Annotated in this window: 17 protein-coding genes; 2 read left to right on the top strand and 15 right to left on the bottom strand. The window is 63.9% G+C overall.

The window, feature by feature from the left end:
* Positions 1-100 precede the first annotated feature (100 nt).
* From LZ518_RS02660 to LZ518_RS02615, 10 genes are all read right to left on the bottom strand, one after another.
* The gene (locus tag LZ518_RS02660) at positions 101-766 is read right to left on the bottom strand and encodes a complex I 24 kDa subunit family protein (protein ID WP_249914492.1); all 666 of its coding nucleotides are present in this window, start codon (positions 764-766) and stop codon (positions 101-103) included.
* The gene (locus LZ518_RS02655) at positions 766-1,986 is read right to left on the bottom strand and encodes an NADH-quinone oxidoreductase subunit D (RefSeq protein WP_431358228.1); all 1,221 of its coding nucleotides are present in this window, start codon (positions 1,984-1,986) and stop codon (positions 766-768) included. The genes LZ518_RS02660 and LZ518_RS02655 overlap by 1 nt, the downstream gene beginning before the upstream one ends.
* Positions 1,987-2,003: 17 nt before the next feature.
* On the bottom strand, positions 2,004-2,732 hold the full coding sequence (locus tag LZ518_RS02650; RefSeq protein WP_431358207.1) for an NADH-quinone oxidoreductase subunit C: 729 nt from the start codon (positions 2,730-2,732) through the stop codon (positions 2,004-2,006).
* Positions 2,729-3,310, bottom strand: a complete 582-nt coding sequence (locus tag LZ518_RS02645; RefSeq protein WP_431358206.1) for a NuoB/complex I 20 kDa subunit family protein — start codon at positions 3,308-3,310, stop codon at positions 2,729-2,731. Before LZ518_RS02645 ends, LZ518_RS02650 begins: the two co-directional genes overlap by 4 nt.
* Entirely contained in the window at positions 3,301-3,678 is a 378-nt protein-coding gene (gene ndhC, locus LZ518_RS02640) for an NADH-quinone oxidoreductase subunit A (protein WP_249914490.1), read from the bottom strand. The genes LZ518_RS02645 and ndhC overlap by 10 nt, the downstream gene beginning before the upstream one ends.
* A 90-nt stretch (positions 3,679-3,768) precedes the next feature.
* Positions 3,769-4,635, bottom strand: a complete 867-nt coding sequence (locus LZ518_RS02635; protein WP_249914489.1) for an NHL repeat-containing protein — start codon at positions 4,633-4,635, stop codon at positions 3,769-3,771.
* Positions 4,636-4,658: 23 nt separating this feature from the next.
* Complete coding sequence (locus LZ518_RS02630) at positions 4,659-5,471, bottom strand: inositol monophosphatase family protein (protein WP_249914488.1); 813 nt, start codon at positions 5,469-5,471, stop codon at positions 4,659-4,661.
* On the bottom strand, positions 5,471-6,034 hold the full coding sequence (efp, locus tag LZ518_RS02625) for an elongation factor P (protein ID WP_249914487.1): 564 nt from the start codon (positions 6,032-6,034) through the stop codon (positions 5,471-5,473). Before efp ends, LZ518_RS02630 begins: the two co-directional genes overlap by 1 nt.
* Before the next feature lie 71 nt (positions 6,035-6,105).
* Positions 6,106-6,750, bottom strand: a complete 645-nt coding sequence (locus LZ518_RS02620) for a M23 family metallopeptidase (RefSeq protein WP_249914486.1) — start codon at positions 6,748-6,750, stop codon at positions 6,106-6,108.
* Positions 6,747-7,784, bottom strand: coding sequence for a L,D-transpeptidase family protein (locus LZ518_RS02615; protein WP_249914485.1), 1,038 nt, complete (start codon positions 7,782-7,784; stop codon positions 6,747-6,749). Before LZ518_RS02615 ends, LZ518_RS02620 begins: the two co-directional genes overlap by 4 nt.
* Positions 7,785-7,895: 111 nt before the next feature.
* Here LZ518_RS02615 and LZ518_RS02610 point away from each other — a divergent pair, with 111 nt between their 5' ends.
* Positions 7,896-10,307 carry a M16 family metallopeptidase gene (locus tag LZ518_RS02610; protein ID WP_249914484.1) on the top strand — a complete coding sequence of 804 codons (2,412 nt, stop codon included), beginning with the start codon at positions 7,896-7,898 and terminating at the stop codon, positions 10,305-10,307.
* On the opposite strand, the gene thiE is transcribed toward LZ518_RS02610, so the two are convergent.
* Positions 10,304-10,969 (bottom strand): thiamine phosphate synthase, encoded by a 666-nt coding sequence (gene thiE, locus LZ518_RS02605; protein ID WP_249914483.1) that lies wholly within the window; start codon positions 10,967-10,969, stop codon positions 10,304-10,306. The genes LZ518_RS02610 and thiE overlap by 4 nt on opposite strands.
* A gap of 35 nt (positions 10,970-11,004) precedes the next feature.
* On the opposite strand from thiE, the gene LZ518_RS02600 reads away from it, so the two are divergent.
* The gene (locus LZ518_RS02600) at positions 11,005-11,376 is read left to right on the top strand and encodes a hypothetical protein (protein ID WP_249914482.1); all 372 of its coding nucleotides are present in this window, start codon (positions 11,005-11,007) and stop codon (positions 11,374-11,376) included.
* On the opposite strand, the gene LZ518_RS02595 is transcribed toward LZ518_RS02600, so the two are convergent.
* The 4 genes from LZ518_RS02595 to tkt form a co-directional block, all read right to left on the bottom strand.
* Positions 11,373-12,260 (bottom strand): fructose bisphosphate aldolase, encoded by an 888-nt coding sequence (locus LZ518_RS02595; protein ID WP_249914481.1) that lies wholly within the window; start codon positions 12,258-12,260, stop codon positions 11,373-11,375. The genes LZ518_RS02600 and LZ518_RS02595 overlap by 4 nt on opposite strands.
* An 11-nt stretch (positions 12,261-12,271) precedes the next feature.
* On the bottom strand, positions 12,272-13,480 hold the full coding sequence (locus tag LZ518_RS02590; RefSeq protein ID WP_249914480.1) for a phosphoglycerate kinase: 1,209 nt from the start codon (positions 13,478-13,480) through the stop codon (positions 12,272-12,274).
* Between the two features lie 102 nt (positions 13,481-13,582).
* The gene (gene gap, locus LZ518_RS02585) at positions 13,583-14,590 is read right to left on the bottom strand and encodes a type I glyceraldehyde-3-phosphate dehydrogenase (protein WP_249914479.1); all 1,008 of its coding nucleotides are present in this window, start codon (positions 14,588-14,590) and stop codon (positions 13,583-13,585) included.
* On the bottom strand, positions 14,587-16,572 hold the full coding sequence (gene tkt, locus LZ518_RS02580; protein ID WP_249914478.1) for a transketolase: 1,986 nt from the start codon (positions 16,570-16,572) through the stop codon (positions 14,587-14,589). Before tkt ends, gap begins: the two co-directional genes overlap by 4 nt.
* Positions 16,573-16,673: the final 101 nt, after the last annotated feature.

Here is a 16,673-nt window from a genome sequence, read left to right as displayed (position 1 = left end):
CGCGCCGCTCCTTGGCCCGTCATTGCGAGGAGCGCAGCGACGCGGCAATCCAGCCTGGATTGCTTCGCTTCGCTCGCAATGACGAATAATAGGGTGCCCATCACCACTGGCCCCGATAGTCGTAGTTGCGCTCGGCCATCTTCTTGAGCGTGGTCGGGCCGCCTTCCGGGCAGCTCGTCTTGCGGTCGACCTGGGGACCGATCTTGGGTTGCTTGCCCGAAGCCAGTGCGTCGAGGATCGCCTTCATGCTGTCCTCGGTCAGGTCCTCGTAATTGTCGTCGTTGATCTGGACCATGGGCGCGTTGGCGCAGGCGCCAAGGCACTCGACCTCGGTCAGCGTGAACATCCCGTCGTCCGTCGTGTGACCCTTCTTCAGCCCGCGCTTGTAGCAGGCCGAGAGCACGTCGTCCGAACCGCGCAGCATGCAGGGCGTCGTGCCGCACACCTGGACATGGAATTTACCGACCGGGGCCAGGTTGAACATGGTGTAGAAGCTGGCGACCTCCATCACGCGAACCGGCGGCATGTCGAGTTCGCGCGCGACGAACTCGATCACCGGGATCGGCAGCCAGCCTTGCGTTCCGGTCATCGCGCCGACCTGTCGCTGGGCGAGGTCGAGGAACGGTATAGAGGCCGATGCCTGCCGCCCCGCCGGATAGCGGGTGACGATATCGGCCGCGGCCTTGGCATTGGCGCTGGTCCAGGCGAAGCCGTCCCACTCGGCGCGAAGCTCAGGCGTATCGGGGGCGAAGTTACGTTCGGCCATTAGCGGTCGACCTCCCCGAAGACGACGTCGATGGCGCTCAGCACCGCGGTGGTGTCGGCGAGCATATGGCCCTTCATCATGAAATCCATCGCCTGGAGGTGCGAGAAGCCGGTCGGCCTGATCTTGCAGCGATAGGGTTTGTTGGTGCCGTCCGCGACCAAGTAGACGCCGAACTCGCCCTTGGGGCTTTCGGTCGCGACGTAAACCTCTCCGGCAGGGACGTGATAGCCCTCGGTGTAGAGCTTGAAGTGATGGATCAGCGCTTCCATCGACTGCTTCATCTCGCCGCGCTTGGGCGGAAAGACCTTGCGGTCCATCGTCCCGATCGGGCCTTCCGGCATTTCCTTGAGGCACTGGCGCATGATCTTCGCCGACTGCCGCACTTCCTCGACCCGAACCATGAAGCGATCGTAGCAGTCGCCCCGGGTGCCGACCGGAATGTCGAACTCCATCCGGTCATAGACTTCATAGGGCTGCGACTTGCGCAGGTCCCACGGGATGCCGGCGGCGCGGATCATCGGGCCTGAGAAGCCCCAGGCCAGCGAATCTTCCTTGCTGACGGTGCCGATGTCGACATTGCGCTGCTTGAAGATGCGATTGTCGGCGACGAGGCTGATCGCGTCCTCGAACAGATACATGCGGGTGTCGAGCCACTTGCCCATATCCGCCAGCACGCTCTCTGGAATGTCCTGGTGGACTCCGCCGACGCGGAAGTAATTGGCATGCATCCGCGCGCCCGATACCCGCTCGTAGAATTGCAGCGTGTCTTCGCGCACTTCGAACAGCCACAGGTTCGGAGTCATCGCGCCGACGTCCATGATGTGGCTGCCAAGGTTCAGCATATGGTTGGAGATGCGGGTCAGCTCCGCCATCAGCACCCGGATGTACTGGGCACGAAGCGGAACTTCGAGGCCCATCAGCTTTTCGACCGCCAGTACGTAGCTGTGCTCCATGCACATCGGCGAGCAGTAATCGAGCCGGTCGAAATAGGGCAGCGCCTGGGCGTAGGTGCGGTATTCGATCAGCTTCTCGGTGCCGCGGTGGAGCAGGCCGATGTGCGGATCGACCCGTTCGACGATTTCCCCATCCAGCTCCATGATGAGGCGCAAGACGCCGTGCGCGGCCGGATGCTGCGGCCCGAAATTGATCGTGTAATTGCTGATCGTCTCGTCGCCGGCGGTCGGCTTGGGACCAGCCTGCTGGTTCGGCGCGCCAACCATGATGTCGAGGGTTTCGCTCATGACTTCTTCGCCCTCGGCTTGGCTGGCGCCTTCTTCTTCGCAGCCGGCTTCTTTGCTTCAGCCTTCGGCGGCGCGCTGGGCGCCGGAGCCGGGCTCGGCGCACCTGGCGCTTGCCCAACCGTCTTTTCGTCGCCAGGCAGGCGATATTCAGGCCCTTCCCACGGCATCAGGAAGTCGAAGTTGCGGAAGTCCTGCGGCAACTGGACCGGCTCGTAAACCACCCGCTTCTCGGCTTCGGAATAGCGCAGTTCGACATAGCCGGTCTGCGGGAAGTCCTTCCGCAGCGGATAGCCCTCGAACCCGTAATCGGTGAGGATCCGGCGAAGGTCCGCATTGCCCGCGAAACCAACACCGTAAAGATCGAACACTTCGCGCTCGAGCCAGCCGGCTACCGGCCACAGCGAAGTAACGCTGGGTACCGGCGTATCCTCGTCGGTCGTGACCTTGATGCGGATGCGGTGGTTCTCGGTTACCGACAGCAGGTGATAATTGACTTCGAACCGCTCGGGCCGCTCGGGATAGTCCACGCCGGCAATTTCCATCAGCTGCTGGTAACCGAACTTGTCGCGAGCGACGCGGCAGGCTTCGACCAGCGCGTCACGCTTCACCGTGATCGTCAGCTCGTCGACATGGTCGCGCGAGGCAATGAATGCATCGCCGATCGCCGAGCGATAGGCGTCAGTGAAGCCCGCGCGGGCCTGGATCACGGGGGCAGGCATCTTCACCGGTCGATGGTCCCCTCACGGCGGATTTTCCGCTGCAGCTGCATGATGCCGTAGAGCAATGCTTCGGCGGTCGGGGGGCAGCCGGGAACATAGATGTCGACCGGCACGATCCGGTCGCATCCGCGCACCACCGAGTAACTGTAGTGATAATAGCCGCCGCCATTGGCGCAGCTGCCCATCGAGATGACGTAGCGCGGTTCCGACATCTGGTCGTAAACCTTGCGCAGGGCGGTCGCCATCTTGTTGCACAGCGTTCCGGCGACGATCATCACGTCCGACTGGCGCGGGGAAGCGCGCGGCGCGGCGCCGAACCGCTCCAGGTCGTAACGCGGCATGTTGACGTGAATCATCTCGACCGCGCAGCAGGCCAGGCCGAAAGTCATCCACCACAGCGAGCCGGTACGGGCCCAGGTGAACAGATCCTCGGTCGTGGTGACCAGGAAGCCCTTCTCGTCCAGCTCCCTGCGCATCTCGAGGAACTTCTTTTCCTCGACGCTGCCCGGAACCAGCCCGGCGGCGCGGGCAACTTCCTCTTCGGTGATATTCGGGTTGCGCCCGGGGCTCAGCATCACTCCCATTCGAGCGCTCCCTTCTTCCACGCATAGGCAAGGCCGAGGCCCAGTTCGACGAGGAAGATCATCATTGCGATCCAGCTGGTCCAGCCAGTGCCCATCAGGCTGACCGCCCAGGGGTAGAGAAAGGCCGCTTCCAGATCGAACACGATGAACAGGATCGCGACCAGGTAGAAGCGGACATCGAACTGCGCGCGGCTGTCGTCGAAAGCGGGAAAGCCGCACTCATATTCGCTAAGTTTTTCGGCGTCCGGCTTGTGCGTTCCGGTCAGCCGGCTGACCAGCATCGGCAGCACGACGAACGCCGTCGACAGCGCCAGCGCGACGGCGAGAAACAAAAGGATCGGCAGATATCCGGCAGCGACGCTGGCCAAGGGAGGACTCCGCAAGGGGACTAGGTTGGGCGCGCTTTAGGACGCCGTCTTGCGTCGGGCAAGGCGTGGAAATGTGAGAATGATTCGCAATTATCGGGGCTTGCAGTCCTTGCTGAGCGGGATCGAGAGGATTGGGGCGCCCTTGGTCCGAATTTCGCCCTTTAGGGCCAATTCCCAGCCACTGTCCGGAACGACCAGCAATCGCTTGCCGTCGAACGCAAGCTGGGTCGGGTCCGGTAGCTTAAGGTTTTCGACCAATTCGCCATATTCGATTCCGCCAGGGCGCATCCTGATGGTCAGGAGGCTGCCCGGCGCCGCCCCGTTGTAAATGCCAAAATAAGTATCGCCGCAGCGCGCCAGCCCATCGACTCCGCGCAGCGGCTTGCCATCCTGGCGCAAAAGCAGGGTGCGCTTGAAGTCGGACAGGCCGGTCATGGCAATGCCCTGGCTGTAATCGGCGACAAGCAGCTGCTTGCCGCTCGCGTCGAGCGCGGTCCCCTGGGCGCTCTTGCCCACTCCCGGCAGGACAACCGCCATCAGCGCCCGGTCATTCGACACAAGCCGGTAAACCATTCCGTTCTGGCTATCGCTAACGAACACCTGCCCGTTCGATGCCGACACATCGCCGGGATGGAACTGGCCCACGAACGGCGAAATGCGGGTGCGCAATTTGCCGCGCTTGTCGAGGGCTATCAGCGCGCCGCGATCGCAGGCCTTGATGAAGGATACGCCCGGCGGACAATCCGCCGCGACCCACAGCCGTTTGCGCTGCTTGTCCCAGGCGATGGCGAATGGATGCAGGCTTTCGGGCAGCGTAGCGATTGTCTTGCAGCTTTTCCCGCATTGCAGGATCTGCCGGTCGATCAGGCTCGATAGCCAGATGTTCCTTCCGTCGCTGGCGACGCCCTCAATCAACCGGTGAACCGGATCGACGGTAAACAGCGTCTGCGGTTGCATGACCGCCGCCGCCGCCGCCAGGATCAACGCAGCGACCCTGCCAGCAATTTGTGCAGCTTGCTGTGAAGCTCGCCGCTCGCGGCCAGATATTCCCGGCGCTCGATCATCCGGTCCTGCCCGCGATAGTCGCTGACGAAACCGCCCGCTTCCCGGACCAGCAGCAGGCCCGCCGCTGTATCCCAAATGTCGAGGTCGTCTTCCCAAAAGCCGTCAAAGCGCCCGGCCGCGACCCAGGCCAGGTCGAGCGCGGCCGAACCCAGCCGGCGAATGCCGCTGACTTCGGGTCCGATCGCACCGAAGATCCGCGACCAGCGGGCGATATCGCCGCGGCCGAAATGGGGGATGCCGGTGCCGATCAACGCCTCGTCGAGATTGCGCCGCGCCGACACCCTCAAGCGCCGTTCGTTCAGCCAGGCGCCACGGCCCTTTTCGGCCCAGAACGTCTCATCGGTCAGCGGCTGATAGACCAGCCCGTGACTGATCCCGGTCTTGCCTCCGGGTAGCGGTTCCTCAACCGCGATCGAAATGGAAAAATGTGGCACGCCGTGCAGAAAGTTGGTCGTTCCATCCAGCGGGTCGACGATCCAGCGCGGCTTGTTGGGGTCGCCGGCAATTTCGCCGGTTTCCTCGCTGACGATGCCCCAGTCGGGCCGCGCATTGCGGAGGTCGTCGAGGATGGTCTGTTCGGCCCGCTTGTCGGCCATCGACACGAAGTCGGCCGGACCCTTCTTCGATACCTGCAGCTGCTCGACTTCATTATAGTCCCGACGCAGCCGCGGCGCCGCCTTGCGGGCGGCGCGGGTCATCACGGTGATCAGGCCGCTGTGTGAAACCATCAGTCGGCGCGCCGCACATAGGTTTGCTCATAAACGTCGACCACGATCTTCGTGCCCGCACCGATGTGTGGCGGGACCATGACGCGCACACCATTGTCGAGCATGGCGGGCTTGTAGCTGGAGCTTGCGGTCTGGCCCTTCACGACGGCATCGGCCTCGACGATGGTCGCTTCGACCGTATCGGGCAGCTGGACGGAAATCGGACGTTCGTCATGAAGCTCCATGACCACGTCCATGCCATCCTGAAGAAAGGCTGCAGCGTCACCCAGCAAATCGCGGGCCAAGTTGATCTGCTCGTAATTGTCCTTGTCCATGAAGGTCAGCATGTCGCCGTCGGCGAACAGGAACTGAAAATCCTTGGTGTCCAGCCGGACGCGCTCGACCGTCTCGGCCGAGCGAAAGCGGACATTGGTCTTGCGGCCGTCGATGAGGTTCTTCATCTCGACCTGCATATAGGCCCCACCCTTGCCCGGCTGGGTGTGCTGGATCTTCACGGCGCGCCAGATGCCGCCTTCATATTCAATGATGTTGCCGGGACGAATGTCGACGCCGCTGATCTTCATGGTGATCGCCTATATGCCAGAGAGATGAAAAAGAGCCGGGGAAGTCGCCCTCCCGAATATGCGGGCGCCCCCTAGCGTTTCGCGGGCTTCCCGGCAAGCAGCGGATAGGGATTGATCGCTGCCCCCTGCCACCAACGTTCGCCTGGATTCATCCGCAAGATCGCGAAATGGAGATGCGGGCCGTCGGGACTGGCATTGCCGGTGTGCCCAACCCGTCCGATCGGCTGGGCGCGAGCAATGCGCTGCCCTTCGGCGATGCCCGGCGCATAGCCTTGCAGGTGAGCGTAATAATAGATCCAGCGTCCGTCATCGGACCGGATATAGGCGCTAATCCCGCCGCCACCGTTGGAGAAGTAGAGCTTTTCAACCCTGCCCGGCGCCGCCGCAACCACGGGGCTTCCTTCCGCCGCCATGATGTCGATTGCGTCATGTGTGCGCTGTCCGCCGGCCCGCGCCTGGGTGTAGGTATCGACCAGCTGGCCCGGTTCTACGCCGACGACCGGGATTACCAGCCCGGCCGGACCGACCACGACGCCTTCGGCAACGGTTACGGGAGGCGCGCCTTTTCCGTCGACGACCTGCTTTTCTCCGGCGACCATGATTTCGCCCTGCCCGGCGCCATAGCCGATATTGTAGGCGAAGATCGTCGCCGCCGTGACCAGCACCGCGATCACCACAATCCAGCCGATGCGGGTGACGGCGGTGCGGTAGCTCACGCCTGGAACACCGCCCTGACGCCGGGCTTCACCATCCGCGACAACCTCAGCACGTCCCAATTTGTCATGCGGATGCAGCCGTGGCTTTCGGTCCGGCCAATGGTCCGCGGCTCGGGCGTTCCGTGAATGCCGTAATGCTCTTTCGTAAGGTCGAGCCAGGCAACGCCGACCAGCCCGTTCGGCCCGGCTGGAAGCATTTTCTCGTCCTTGCTGTCATCGACATCCCAGAACAGGTCGGGCTGGTAGTGGAATGGGGGCATGAAGGAGAAGGTCGGCACCTTCCATGTACCCAGCGGTAGCGGGTCGTGCTGCGATCCCGTCGTCACCGGGAATTGGGCAACCAGCCGGTCTCTGTCGTCCATTACCTTGAGCTGTCCCTCGCTCTTATCGACAATGATATAACTGCCCTGCGGGACATTTGCCTCGACATTCAGCTTCACGAACCAGCTGCGATATTCGTCCTTGAGCGGCGAACCCTCGTAACTCGTACTGGTCGGAATAACGTTAGGCAGCCGCAGCGCCTGGCCGACGCCGATCAGCGCCGTCGGACCATTCAATGCGACAATCGTGTCGGGCGTGGTGTGGTAGCGCTCGGCAACTTCCTCCAGCATGTTGCGGTATGACGCGAATTTGAGCTTGGCCTGTCCCTCCGGCTTCTTCGGATAGGGATAGACGTAGTCGCCGCTAATATCGGTCGGGGTAAGCTTCACGCTGATGGTCGACGGACGGTTCTGCTCGAGCAATGCGCGGCGCGTCGCCGCGTCCAACCTTCCCGTCGGCCGCAAGTCGCGCGATTGCTGGAAACCGCGGACCGCCGCCTTGAACGACATGCCCTCCTTGCCGTCGATCACTCCGGTCGAGAAACCGGCGGCGCCGAGCAGCACCTGGGCGTGGAATATCGTCCCGTCGATCGGGCTGCCCGGAGTGCCGGGCGCAACCCAGGGCTTGGCTGGTTTGGATGGTTGGGCGCCTGCGCCAACGGTCAACAGGGCAGCGGCCAGGCCGATGCCTACGCATTTCACGGGGGTTTTCACGCAACTCTCCTGAATTTTTGATCGATTTGCAGGAGAAACGATGATCGGCGCCGGAATATCCCATGGTTGCGCCCTTGCGTTCGCTCGCCGATGATGCGGCGCAGGAGGGGCATGCTCAAACGTCTCGCAACATTCGCGATCCTCGCCGCGCTCGGCGCTGCTCCGGCATTTGCGAAGCTTGATCTTTCCAGGGCCGACATCTCGCGCTTGCCGAACGGGCTTACCGTGATGATCCTTGAGGATCACACATTCCCGGTGGTGAGCGTGCAGGCCCTCTACATGAGCGGCGGTCGCGACGAGGTGGCGGGCAAGACCGGCCTCGCCCATTTCCTCGAGCATCTGGCGTTCCGCGCCAGCAAATATTTCCCCAATGGCGCCGCGACCGAGGCAATCTACGACGGCGGCGGCGAGTGGCACGGCTATACCTGGATCGACCAGACGACCTACTTCGCGACCATGCCAAGGGACGGGCTTGACCTGCTGTTGCGCATCGAGGCCGACCGGATGGCCAGGGTTACCATCGACCCCGCCGCAATCGCCGCGGAAAAAGGCGCCGTCATTACCGAGATGCACGGCTACGAAAACGACCCCGCCTCAGTCCTGCTCGATGTGGTGACGGCGACTGCATTCCAGGCGCACCCTTACCGCAACAACACCATCGGTTATGAAAGCGATGTTGAGGCCCTGACGCTGGACGACGCCCGGGCTTTCTATGATCAGCATTATGTCCCGGCGAACGCGGTCCTTGCCATTGCCGGCGACGTCGATCCCACAGCCGCCAAGGCGCTGGTCGCGCGCTATTTCCAGGCGATTCCCGCTCGCTCGGCGCCAACGCATCGATCGACCGCCGAACCTCAGCAGCTAGGAGAGCGGCAGACACTGCTGTCCGGGCCGGTCAGCCGGCAATATTTTACCATCGCCTATCCTGCCCCGGCCGCGTCTAATGCCGATGTGCCGCCTTTCCTGCTGCTGCAGCAGCTCGTGGGCGGCGGCTCGGGTCTCAACTTCCGCCAGAATGACTGGGGCACGGCGGCAGAGGCCGGCTCGCTTCTCCATGGCGTCGCCGGCGACCTGGCGACCTGGTTCACCCCCAGCGCCGATCGCTATATTTTCACGATCCGGGGATCGCTCGATCCAGGCACGGATCGTGCCTCGATACTCGCCGAAATTGCCCGACGCCTCGAATCCTTGCGCCAACGTCCACCATCGCCCGAGCAACTGGCGGAGGCGAAACGGAACGTTCTTCGCCAACTCGAAGCCGATGTGGAAACAACCGAGGATGCCGCCCACCAACTGGCCTTCATGGCCGGGATCGGTGCCTATGACATGCTCGTCCACCTTGCTGACCGCGTGCAGGCGGTCAGCGCTGAAGACATTCGGCGCGTCGCCACCGCCTATCTCGATCCAATGCTGCGCACTGTCGGCTGGTATGTGCCGGGGAAGGCGACGCACCAGGATGACCTTGGCGCAAGCGCGGCGGCTGCGCCAACGCCGCAGCAAGCTGGCTCAGGGACGGATGAAATTGCGGCCTCGCCGCCCGCAGTGCGCGAACTTCACAGCGGCCTGCCCGTCGTCTTCCTGCCCAACCCACGGACCGACGGACTGACCGTGAAGCTGCTGATGACGGCACCGGTCGAGGGGGAGAGCTCGCCGGCGGAACTGCCCGGCTTGGGCCTCATCGAACGGAGCGGAAGCCGGGATCAATTCGCGGATCTGATCGCAAAGGTTCGGACCGCCGCCAATCTGCCGGTCGCGGCGGCCGAGGTGGGCGGCAACGACCCCGACGAGATGCTCGAAGGGATGATCGCTTCGGCCATGCGCCTCCAGCGGCCAGCGACAGCCTTGCCCCTGATGCTTGCGGTGAGCGGCTCCGTCGAGCCCGCCCTGGTGACCCCGGAGCCTGAGCGCGCGTTGGGCGGCCTGGCGCCCGCGAAGATGCCGCGCCCGATCCCATTCACGCCCCAGGGCCGGGCGGCAGAATCGGTGATGACGACCGACCTACCCTTCGCTCAGGGGGCCGTCGGCTATGTGGTGCCTGCCCCACCCCCGGCGAGCCGGGAGGGCCTGGCCTGGCGGATGCTGCTTTACGTGCTGGCCCATGATTATTCCGGCCGCCTGGGCCGGTCGGCGATCGCCGACAAAGGCCTTACCTACTTCATCGACGGCAGCTACCGGACCAACGGCCGGAGCAGCTGGATCTGTATCAAGAGCGGGGTCGACAGCGACAAGGCCGATGCGTTCGTCGAGGAGCTCCGTCGGCAACTTGCGTTCCTGGCCAGCCAACCGCCGACCGATGCGGAAATCGATGCCGCCCGCCGCCATATTCTCGGCCGTGACATCAGCGCCGCGCAAAGCAATGACGAGCTTGCTGACCGGTTGGTCCGCCAATTCGTCGAAAGCGGTGCAATTCGCTCTCACTCACAACTCGAAGCCGCACTGGGAACCGTGACCCGTCGCGACATATTGAGTGCAATCGACGCATTTCGGCGCGGTACCCTGCTGCGGGTCGACGCGAAACGCTAGACCGCGAATAGCTCGGCGAATTTGGCGACTTCGCCGGCCGGATCATCCCTCCCCCACACTGCGTTGCAGACCGCGATGAAGTCGGCGCCCGCAGCCACCAACGGCGCGGCATTGCCGGGCGTGATGCCGCCGATCGCGACGCAGGGAATTTCGAACAGCGACGCCCACCAGCTCAGCATCGCCGGGTCGGGCCGGTGCTCGCTGGGCTTGGTCATGGTGTCGTAGAAGGCGCCGAACGCGACATAATCGGCCCCTGCTTCGCCGGCCTCCATCGCCAGGTGACGGCTGGCGTGGCAGGTGACGCCGATTTGCTTGCTGGGCCCAAGGATTGCTCGCGCCTCGCGCGGGTCACCGTCGCCTTGGCCGAGGTGAACTCCATCAGCCGCGAGCCGCTTTGCCAGGCTGACACTGTCGTTGACGATGAAGGCGACATCGGCGTCAGCGCAGATCCGCTGGAGCGGTTCGGCCAGCCGGGCGAGCTCGTGCTGGTCGACGCCCTTTACGCGTAGCTGGAACGCCGCCACCGGCCCACCCGCCAGCGCCGCCTTCAGCCGGTCAGGGAAGCTGCCGCCGATATCCTGCGGACTAATCAGGTAGAGTTGGCAGGGATCGGTCCGCACCGGCGGAACAAAGGCGCTGAGATCGGCGTCATCCTCATTCATGCCGCGCTCATTAGCGAACCGGGAGAGATCGTCCAATGAAACTGCTAGTTGCTTTAGCCACCCTTTCACTTGCCTCTTGCGCCACTATTCCGTCAGCCGAGGCGGGCCCGACCGCGGGCATCGGACAGATTGCCTACACCAACGGAATTCGCGTCCGGCCGCTCCAGGTCGTCGAGGACAGCCGCTGTCCTTCCAACGTCCAGTGCGTGTGGGCGGGAAGGCTGATTGTGCGCAGCGACATAATCGGCGGCTCATGGCATCGCGTCATGGATTTGGAATTGGGCAAGGGCCAGCCGGTCGCCGACGGAACGCTGACGCTGGTCTCGGCCGTCCCGGCAAAGGTTGCGGGGGCCGAACCCGACCCCCGCTCCTATCGCTTCACCTTCCGGTTTGACGGGGGGCTTTAGGCCACCGACGCCGAGTAAATCTCATCGATCGCAATGCCGAGCGTGCGGTCGAATTCCTCATCGCTTTGCTGAGCCCGGAGGTCCGACAGCAAAGCGCGGCTGAAGCTGGCGATCATGCCCGGGTTCCGGCCGAGCTCGACGCAGGCATCGTGGCGGCTGAACCCGCCCGACAGCGCCACCACGCGCAGCACCTTGGGATGGTCGACCAGCGGCTGGAACAGGCCGGCCTCGACCGGCAGCGACAGCTTGAGCATCACCTTCTGACCTTCGGGAACTGCGTCGAGGTTCTTCAAAATCTCGGTTAGCAGGATGCGATCGGCGGCGGCGCGCTCGGGGCTCTTGATGTTCACCTCCGGCTCGATGATCGGCACCATGCCGTGCGCCAGCACTTGGCGGGCGACATCGAATTGCTGCGCGACCACCGCCGCAATGCCCTCGGCGTTGGCAAGATTGATGACCGAACGTTCCTTGGTCCCGAATACGCCAAGGCCCTTCGCCTTGGTCAGCAGCGCATCGAGCTCGGGCATCGACTTCATCAACTGGACGCCGTCGGCTTCGTCCTCAAGGCCCTTGTCGATCTTGATGAACGGCACGACGCCCTGGTCGATCAGCGCCTGCGGAGTCGGCTTGCCGTCGACCGTTCCATCCATCGTCCGCTCGAACAGGATCGCGCCGATCACCTTGCCGCTGCCGAATGAGGGCGCGGTGATGATCCGGCTCCGCATGTCGTGGATCAGGCCGAACATTTCCTCGTCGCTGCCCCACGCGCCTTCCTCGATGCCATAGCCCTTGAGCGCCTTGGGGGTTGACCCGCCCGACTGGTCAAGCGCGGCGATGAAGCCGTTCCCCTTGGCAATTTTGTCGCTCATTTCCGTCGTCGTCATGCTGATCGTTCCTATGCTCGTTCGAGGGCGGCCACGCCTGGCAGCGTGCGGCCCTCCATCCATTCCAGAAAAGCTCCCCCGGCGGTCGAGACGAAGCTGAAATCGCCCGCCACGCCGGCATGATTCAAGGCCGCAACCGTGTCGCCGCCGCCAGCGACCGATACCAGGCTACCGTCCTGGGTCAGCGCAGCCGCGGTCTTGGCAAGTGCCACCGTCGCCTCGTCGAACGGCGGCGTTTCGAACGCGCCAAGCGGTCCGTTCCACACAAGCGTGCGGCAGGTCTTGAGCGCATCGGCCAGCGCCTCGACTGCCGCCGGGCCAACGTCGAGAATCATTTCGTCGGCGGCCACTTCATGGACATTGCATGTGCGCAGGCTCGAAGGATTGGGCGCAAACTCCTTTGCCACGACCACGTCATAGGGCAGATGGATGGTGCAGCCGGCTACGTCCGCCCGCTCGAAAATGCTTTCCGCCTCACTGATCAGGTCTTTCTCGGCCAGCGACTTGCCGACATCGACTCCGCGCGCGGCAAGGAAGGTGTTGGCCATGCCGCCGCCGATGATCAAATGATCGACCTTGCTGACAAGGTGCCCGAGGACGGCGAGCTTGGTCGAAACCTTGGCGCCGCCGACCACCGCCGCGACCGGCCGCTCGGGATTACCGAGAGCGCGTTCCAGCGCGGTCAGCTCTGCCTGCATCGCGCGCCCGGCATAGCTCGGCAGGTAATGGGTGATGCCTTCGGTCGAGGCATGGGCGCGGTGCGCGGTCGAAAAACTGTCGTCGACGTAGAAATCGCCTAGCGCCGCCATCCCCTTGGCCAACTCCGGATCATTCTCTTCCTCGCCGTCGTGGAAGCGCGTGTTTTCCAGCACGCCGATATTGCCGGGCAACATGGTCGAAACTGCCCGCTGTGCCTCCGGTCCGGCGCAATCCTCGATGAACCGAACCGACCTTCCGGAAAGCCGGTGAATCGGCAGCACCAGCTGGGCGGTCGACATGTCGGGCCGTGTTTCGCCCTTGGGCCGGCCGAAGTGCGACAGCAGCAGCACGATCGCGCCGCGATCGCTAAGCTCCAGCACCGTCGGCAGCATTGCCCGAAGCCGCGTGTCGTCGGTCACCTTGGCGCCATCCATCGGCACGTTGAGGTCGACCCGGACCAGCACCTTCTTGCCGGTCAGCTGATCCGGCAGATCGTCGAGCGTTTTGAAACCCTTGCTCATCAATAAACTTCCGTTCGTACCGAGCGAAGTCGAGGTGCGCTGGCACGACCGCCTCACCCCGTCCCTCGACTGCGCTCGGGACGAACGGAGGTGGTGCGTGGCCTAAATCAACTTGGCGATCGCGCCGGCTGTGTCGACCATGCGGTTGGAGAAGCCCCACTCATTGTCGTACCAGCTGACGACGCGGACCAGCTTGCCTTCGAGAACCGCGGTTTCCAGGCTATCAACGGTCGAGCTGGCCGGGTCGCCGTTGAGATCGATCGAAACCAGGGGCTCGTCGGTGTAGGCGAGAATGCCCTTCAGCGGACCGCTCTCCGACGCGGCCTTGAGCGCGGCGTTGATCTCTTCCTTGGTCGTATCGCGGCCGGGCGTGAAGGTCAGGTCGATCAGGCTGACGTTGGGCGTCGGCACGCGCACCGCCGAACCGTCGAGCTTGCCCTTGAGCTCGGGCAGAACCTCACCGACTGCGCGCGCGGCGCCAGTCGTGGTCGGGATGATCGACATGGCGGCGGCACGGGCGCGGCGCATGTCCGGATGGATTTGGTCGAGGATTTTCTGGTCGTTGGTGTAGGCGTGGATCGTGGTCATGAGGCCGCGCTCGATCCCCACCAAATCGTTCAAAACCTTGGCGACCGGCGCCAGGCAGTTGGTGGTGCAGCTGGCGTTGGACACGATCGTGTGCGCTGCCGTCAGCTTGTCGTGGTTTACGCCATAGACGACGGTCAGGTCGGCACCCTTGGCCGGGGCCGAAATCAGCACCCGCTTGGCGCCTGCGTCGAGATGCTTTTGTCCGCCCTCGCGGTCGGTGAAGAAGCCGGTGCATTCGAGAGCGACTTCGACGCCCAGTTCCTTATGCGGCAGCTTGGCCGGGTCCCGCTCGGCGGTCACCTTGATCCGCTTGCCGTTGACGACCATCGCATCGCCGTCCGAACTGACCTCGCCCGGGAACGCCCCGTGGACGCTGTCGCGCTTGAACAGCATCGCGTTGGACTTGGCGTCGGCCAGGTCATTGATCGCGACCAGCTCGAGGCCGTGGTCGTCGCGCTCCAGAATGGCGCGAGCGACGAGGCGGCCGATGCGGCCGAAACCATTGATGGCGACTTTTGTCATGCAATCTCCCTAACTTTGATGTGGTCGAGCACGCGGCCCGTGATCTTGGGCACGGTCAGCCCGAAAAATTCATAGAGATCGACGGCCGGGGCGGACGCGCCGAACCTGTCGATACCGATACGAAGGCCATGGAGGCCGGTGTAGCGCTCCCAGCCGAATGTCGTCCCGGCCTCGATCGACACGCGAAGAATTTCGCGGTTGGAAACGTCGGGAAGAAGGTCCTCGCGATAGCTGGCCGGCTGCGCGTCGAACGCTTCGGTGCAGGGCATGGAGACGACGTCGGCGCCGATCCCCTCGCCTTCCAGCTTCGCCGCCACGCCCAGCGCGATTTCGACCTCGGACCCGGTGGCGATCAGGATCACCTTGCGGTCCGCTTCGGCAGCTTTCAGCCGATAGCCGCCCTTGGCGCAAAGATTCTCACCCATCCGCTTGGTCCGGACAGGCGACAGGTTTTGCCGCGACAAGGCAAGCAGGCTCGGCCCATCATTATCGAGCGCGGCATGCCAGCATTCGGCGGTTTCGACCGCGTCAGCCGGCCGGTAGACGTGAAGGCCAGGCATGGCGCGGAGCGACTGCAAATGCTCGATCGGCTGGTGGGTCGGGCCGTCCTCGCCAAGGCCGATCGAGTCATGGGTCATGACGTGGATCACCTTGGCACCCGACAGCGCGCCGAGCCGGATTGCCGGACGGCTATAGTCGGAGAAGACCAGGAAGGTGCCTCCATAGGGCGTGACTCCGCCGTGCTGCGCCATGCCATTCATCGCGGCGGCCATGCCGAATTCGCGGATTCCGTAATAGATATAGCGCCCGCCATAATTGGATGCGTCGAGCGTCTGCATCGCCTTGGTCTTGGTATTGTTCGAACCGGTGAGGTCGGCCGAACCGCCGATCGTTGCCGGAATCGCATCATTGATTGCCTCAAGCGCCATTTCCGACGCCTTGCGCGTCGCGACCTTGGGCGGATCGGCCAGCAGCTTGTCGAGATATGATGCCAGCCAGCCATTATCGACCTTGCCGGCCATACGATCGTTGAATTCCTGCGCCTTGCCGCTGTCCTTCAGGCGCTGAAGCCATTCGGCCCGATCCTTGCCGCCCCGCGCGCCGGCTTCGCGCCAGGCCTTTGCGACGTCGTCGGGAACTTCGAACGGCGGGTTATCCCAGCCAAGCTCCTTGCGAGCCGCGGCTACTTCGTCGGCACCAAGCGGCGAGCCATGGGTCGCGGCAGTGCCCTGCTTGTTGGGCGCGCCATAGCCGATGATCGTCTTGCAGCGGATCAGCGACGGCCGCAGGTCAGCCACCGCCTGGTCGATGGCCTTGGACACTTTTGCCGAGTCGAGCCCGTCGCATTCCAGCGTGTGCCAGCCCATCGCATCGTAGCGAGCCAGGACATCCTCGTTGCGGCTGAGCTCGGTCGAACCGTCAATCGTGATCTTGTTGTCGTCCCACAGGACGATAAGCCGGCCAAGCTTCAGATGCCCGGCCAGGCCTGCCGCTTCATGATTGATGCCTTCCATCAGGCACCCGTCGCCGGCGATGACGAAGGTGCGGTGATCGACCAGATCGTCGCCATAGACGGCGTTCAGATGCCGCTCGGCGATCGCCATGCCGACCGACGCGGCAAGTCCCTGGCCCAGGGGACCCGTGGTGGTTTCGATTCCGGCCAGCTCGAAGCTTTCCGGATGGCCGGCGCACGGGCTGTGCAGCTGGCGGAAGTGTCGGATGTCCTCGATCGTCGGGCGCGCATAGCCGGTCAGGTGCAGCAGCGCGTAGATCAGCATCGACCCATGTCCCGCCGACAGGACGAACCGGTCGCGGTCCGGCCAATGCGGATCGGCCGGGTCATACTTCAGATGGCGTGTGAAGAGTGCGGTGGCGGCGTCGGCCATGCCCATCGGCATGCCCGGATGGCCGCTGTTGGCGGCCTCAACCGCATCCATCGCCAGGGCACGAATGGCGTTGGCGAGTCGGCGTTGCGTCGGCATGAAATCTCCCATGGGTCGGCCGGGGCGGGGGATTCGGCTGGCCGATGGCTTCGTGCCTATTGTCGCGACATGGCGTGACGTCAACCTTAGCAGGTTCTTGC

The organism is Sphingomonas brevis (assembly GCF_023516505.1).
Classification (GTDB): domain Bacteria; phylum Pseudomonadota; class Alphaproteobacteria; order Sphingomonadales; family Sphingomonadaceae; genus Sphingomicrobium; species Sphingomicrobium breve.
Note: the sequence above shows the minus strand (reverse complement) of the source record. Positions and strands in the feature narration are given on the sequence as shown.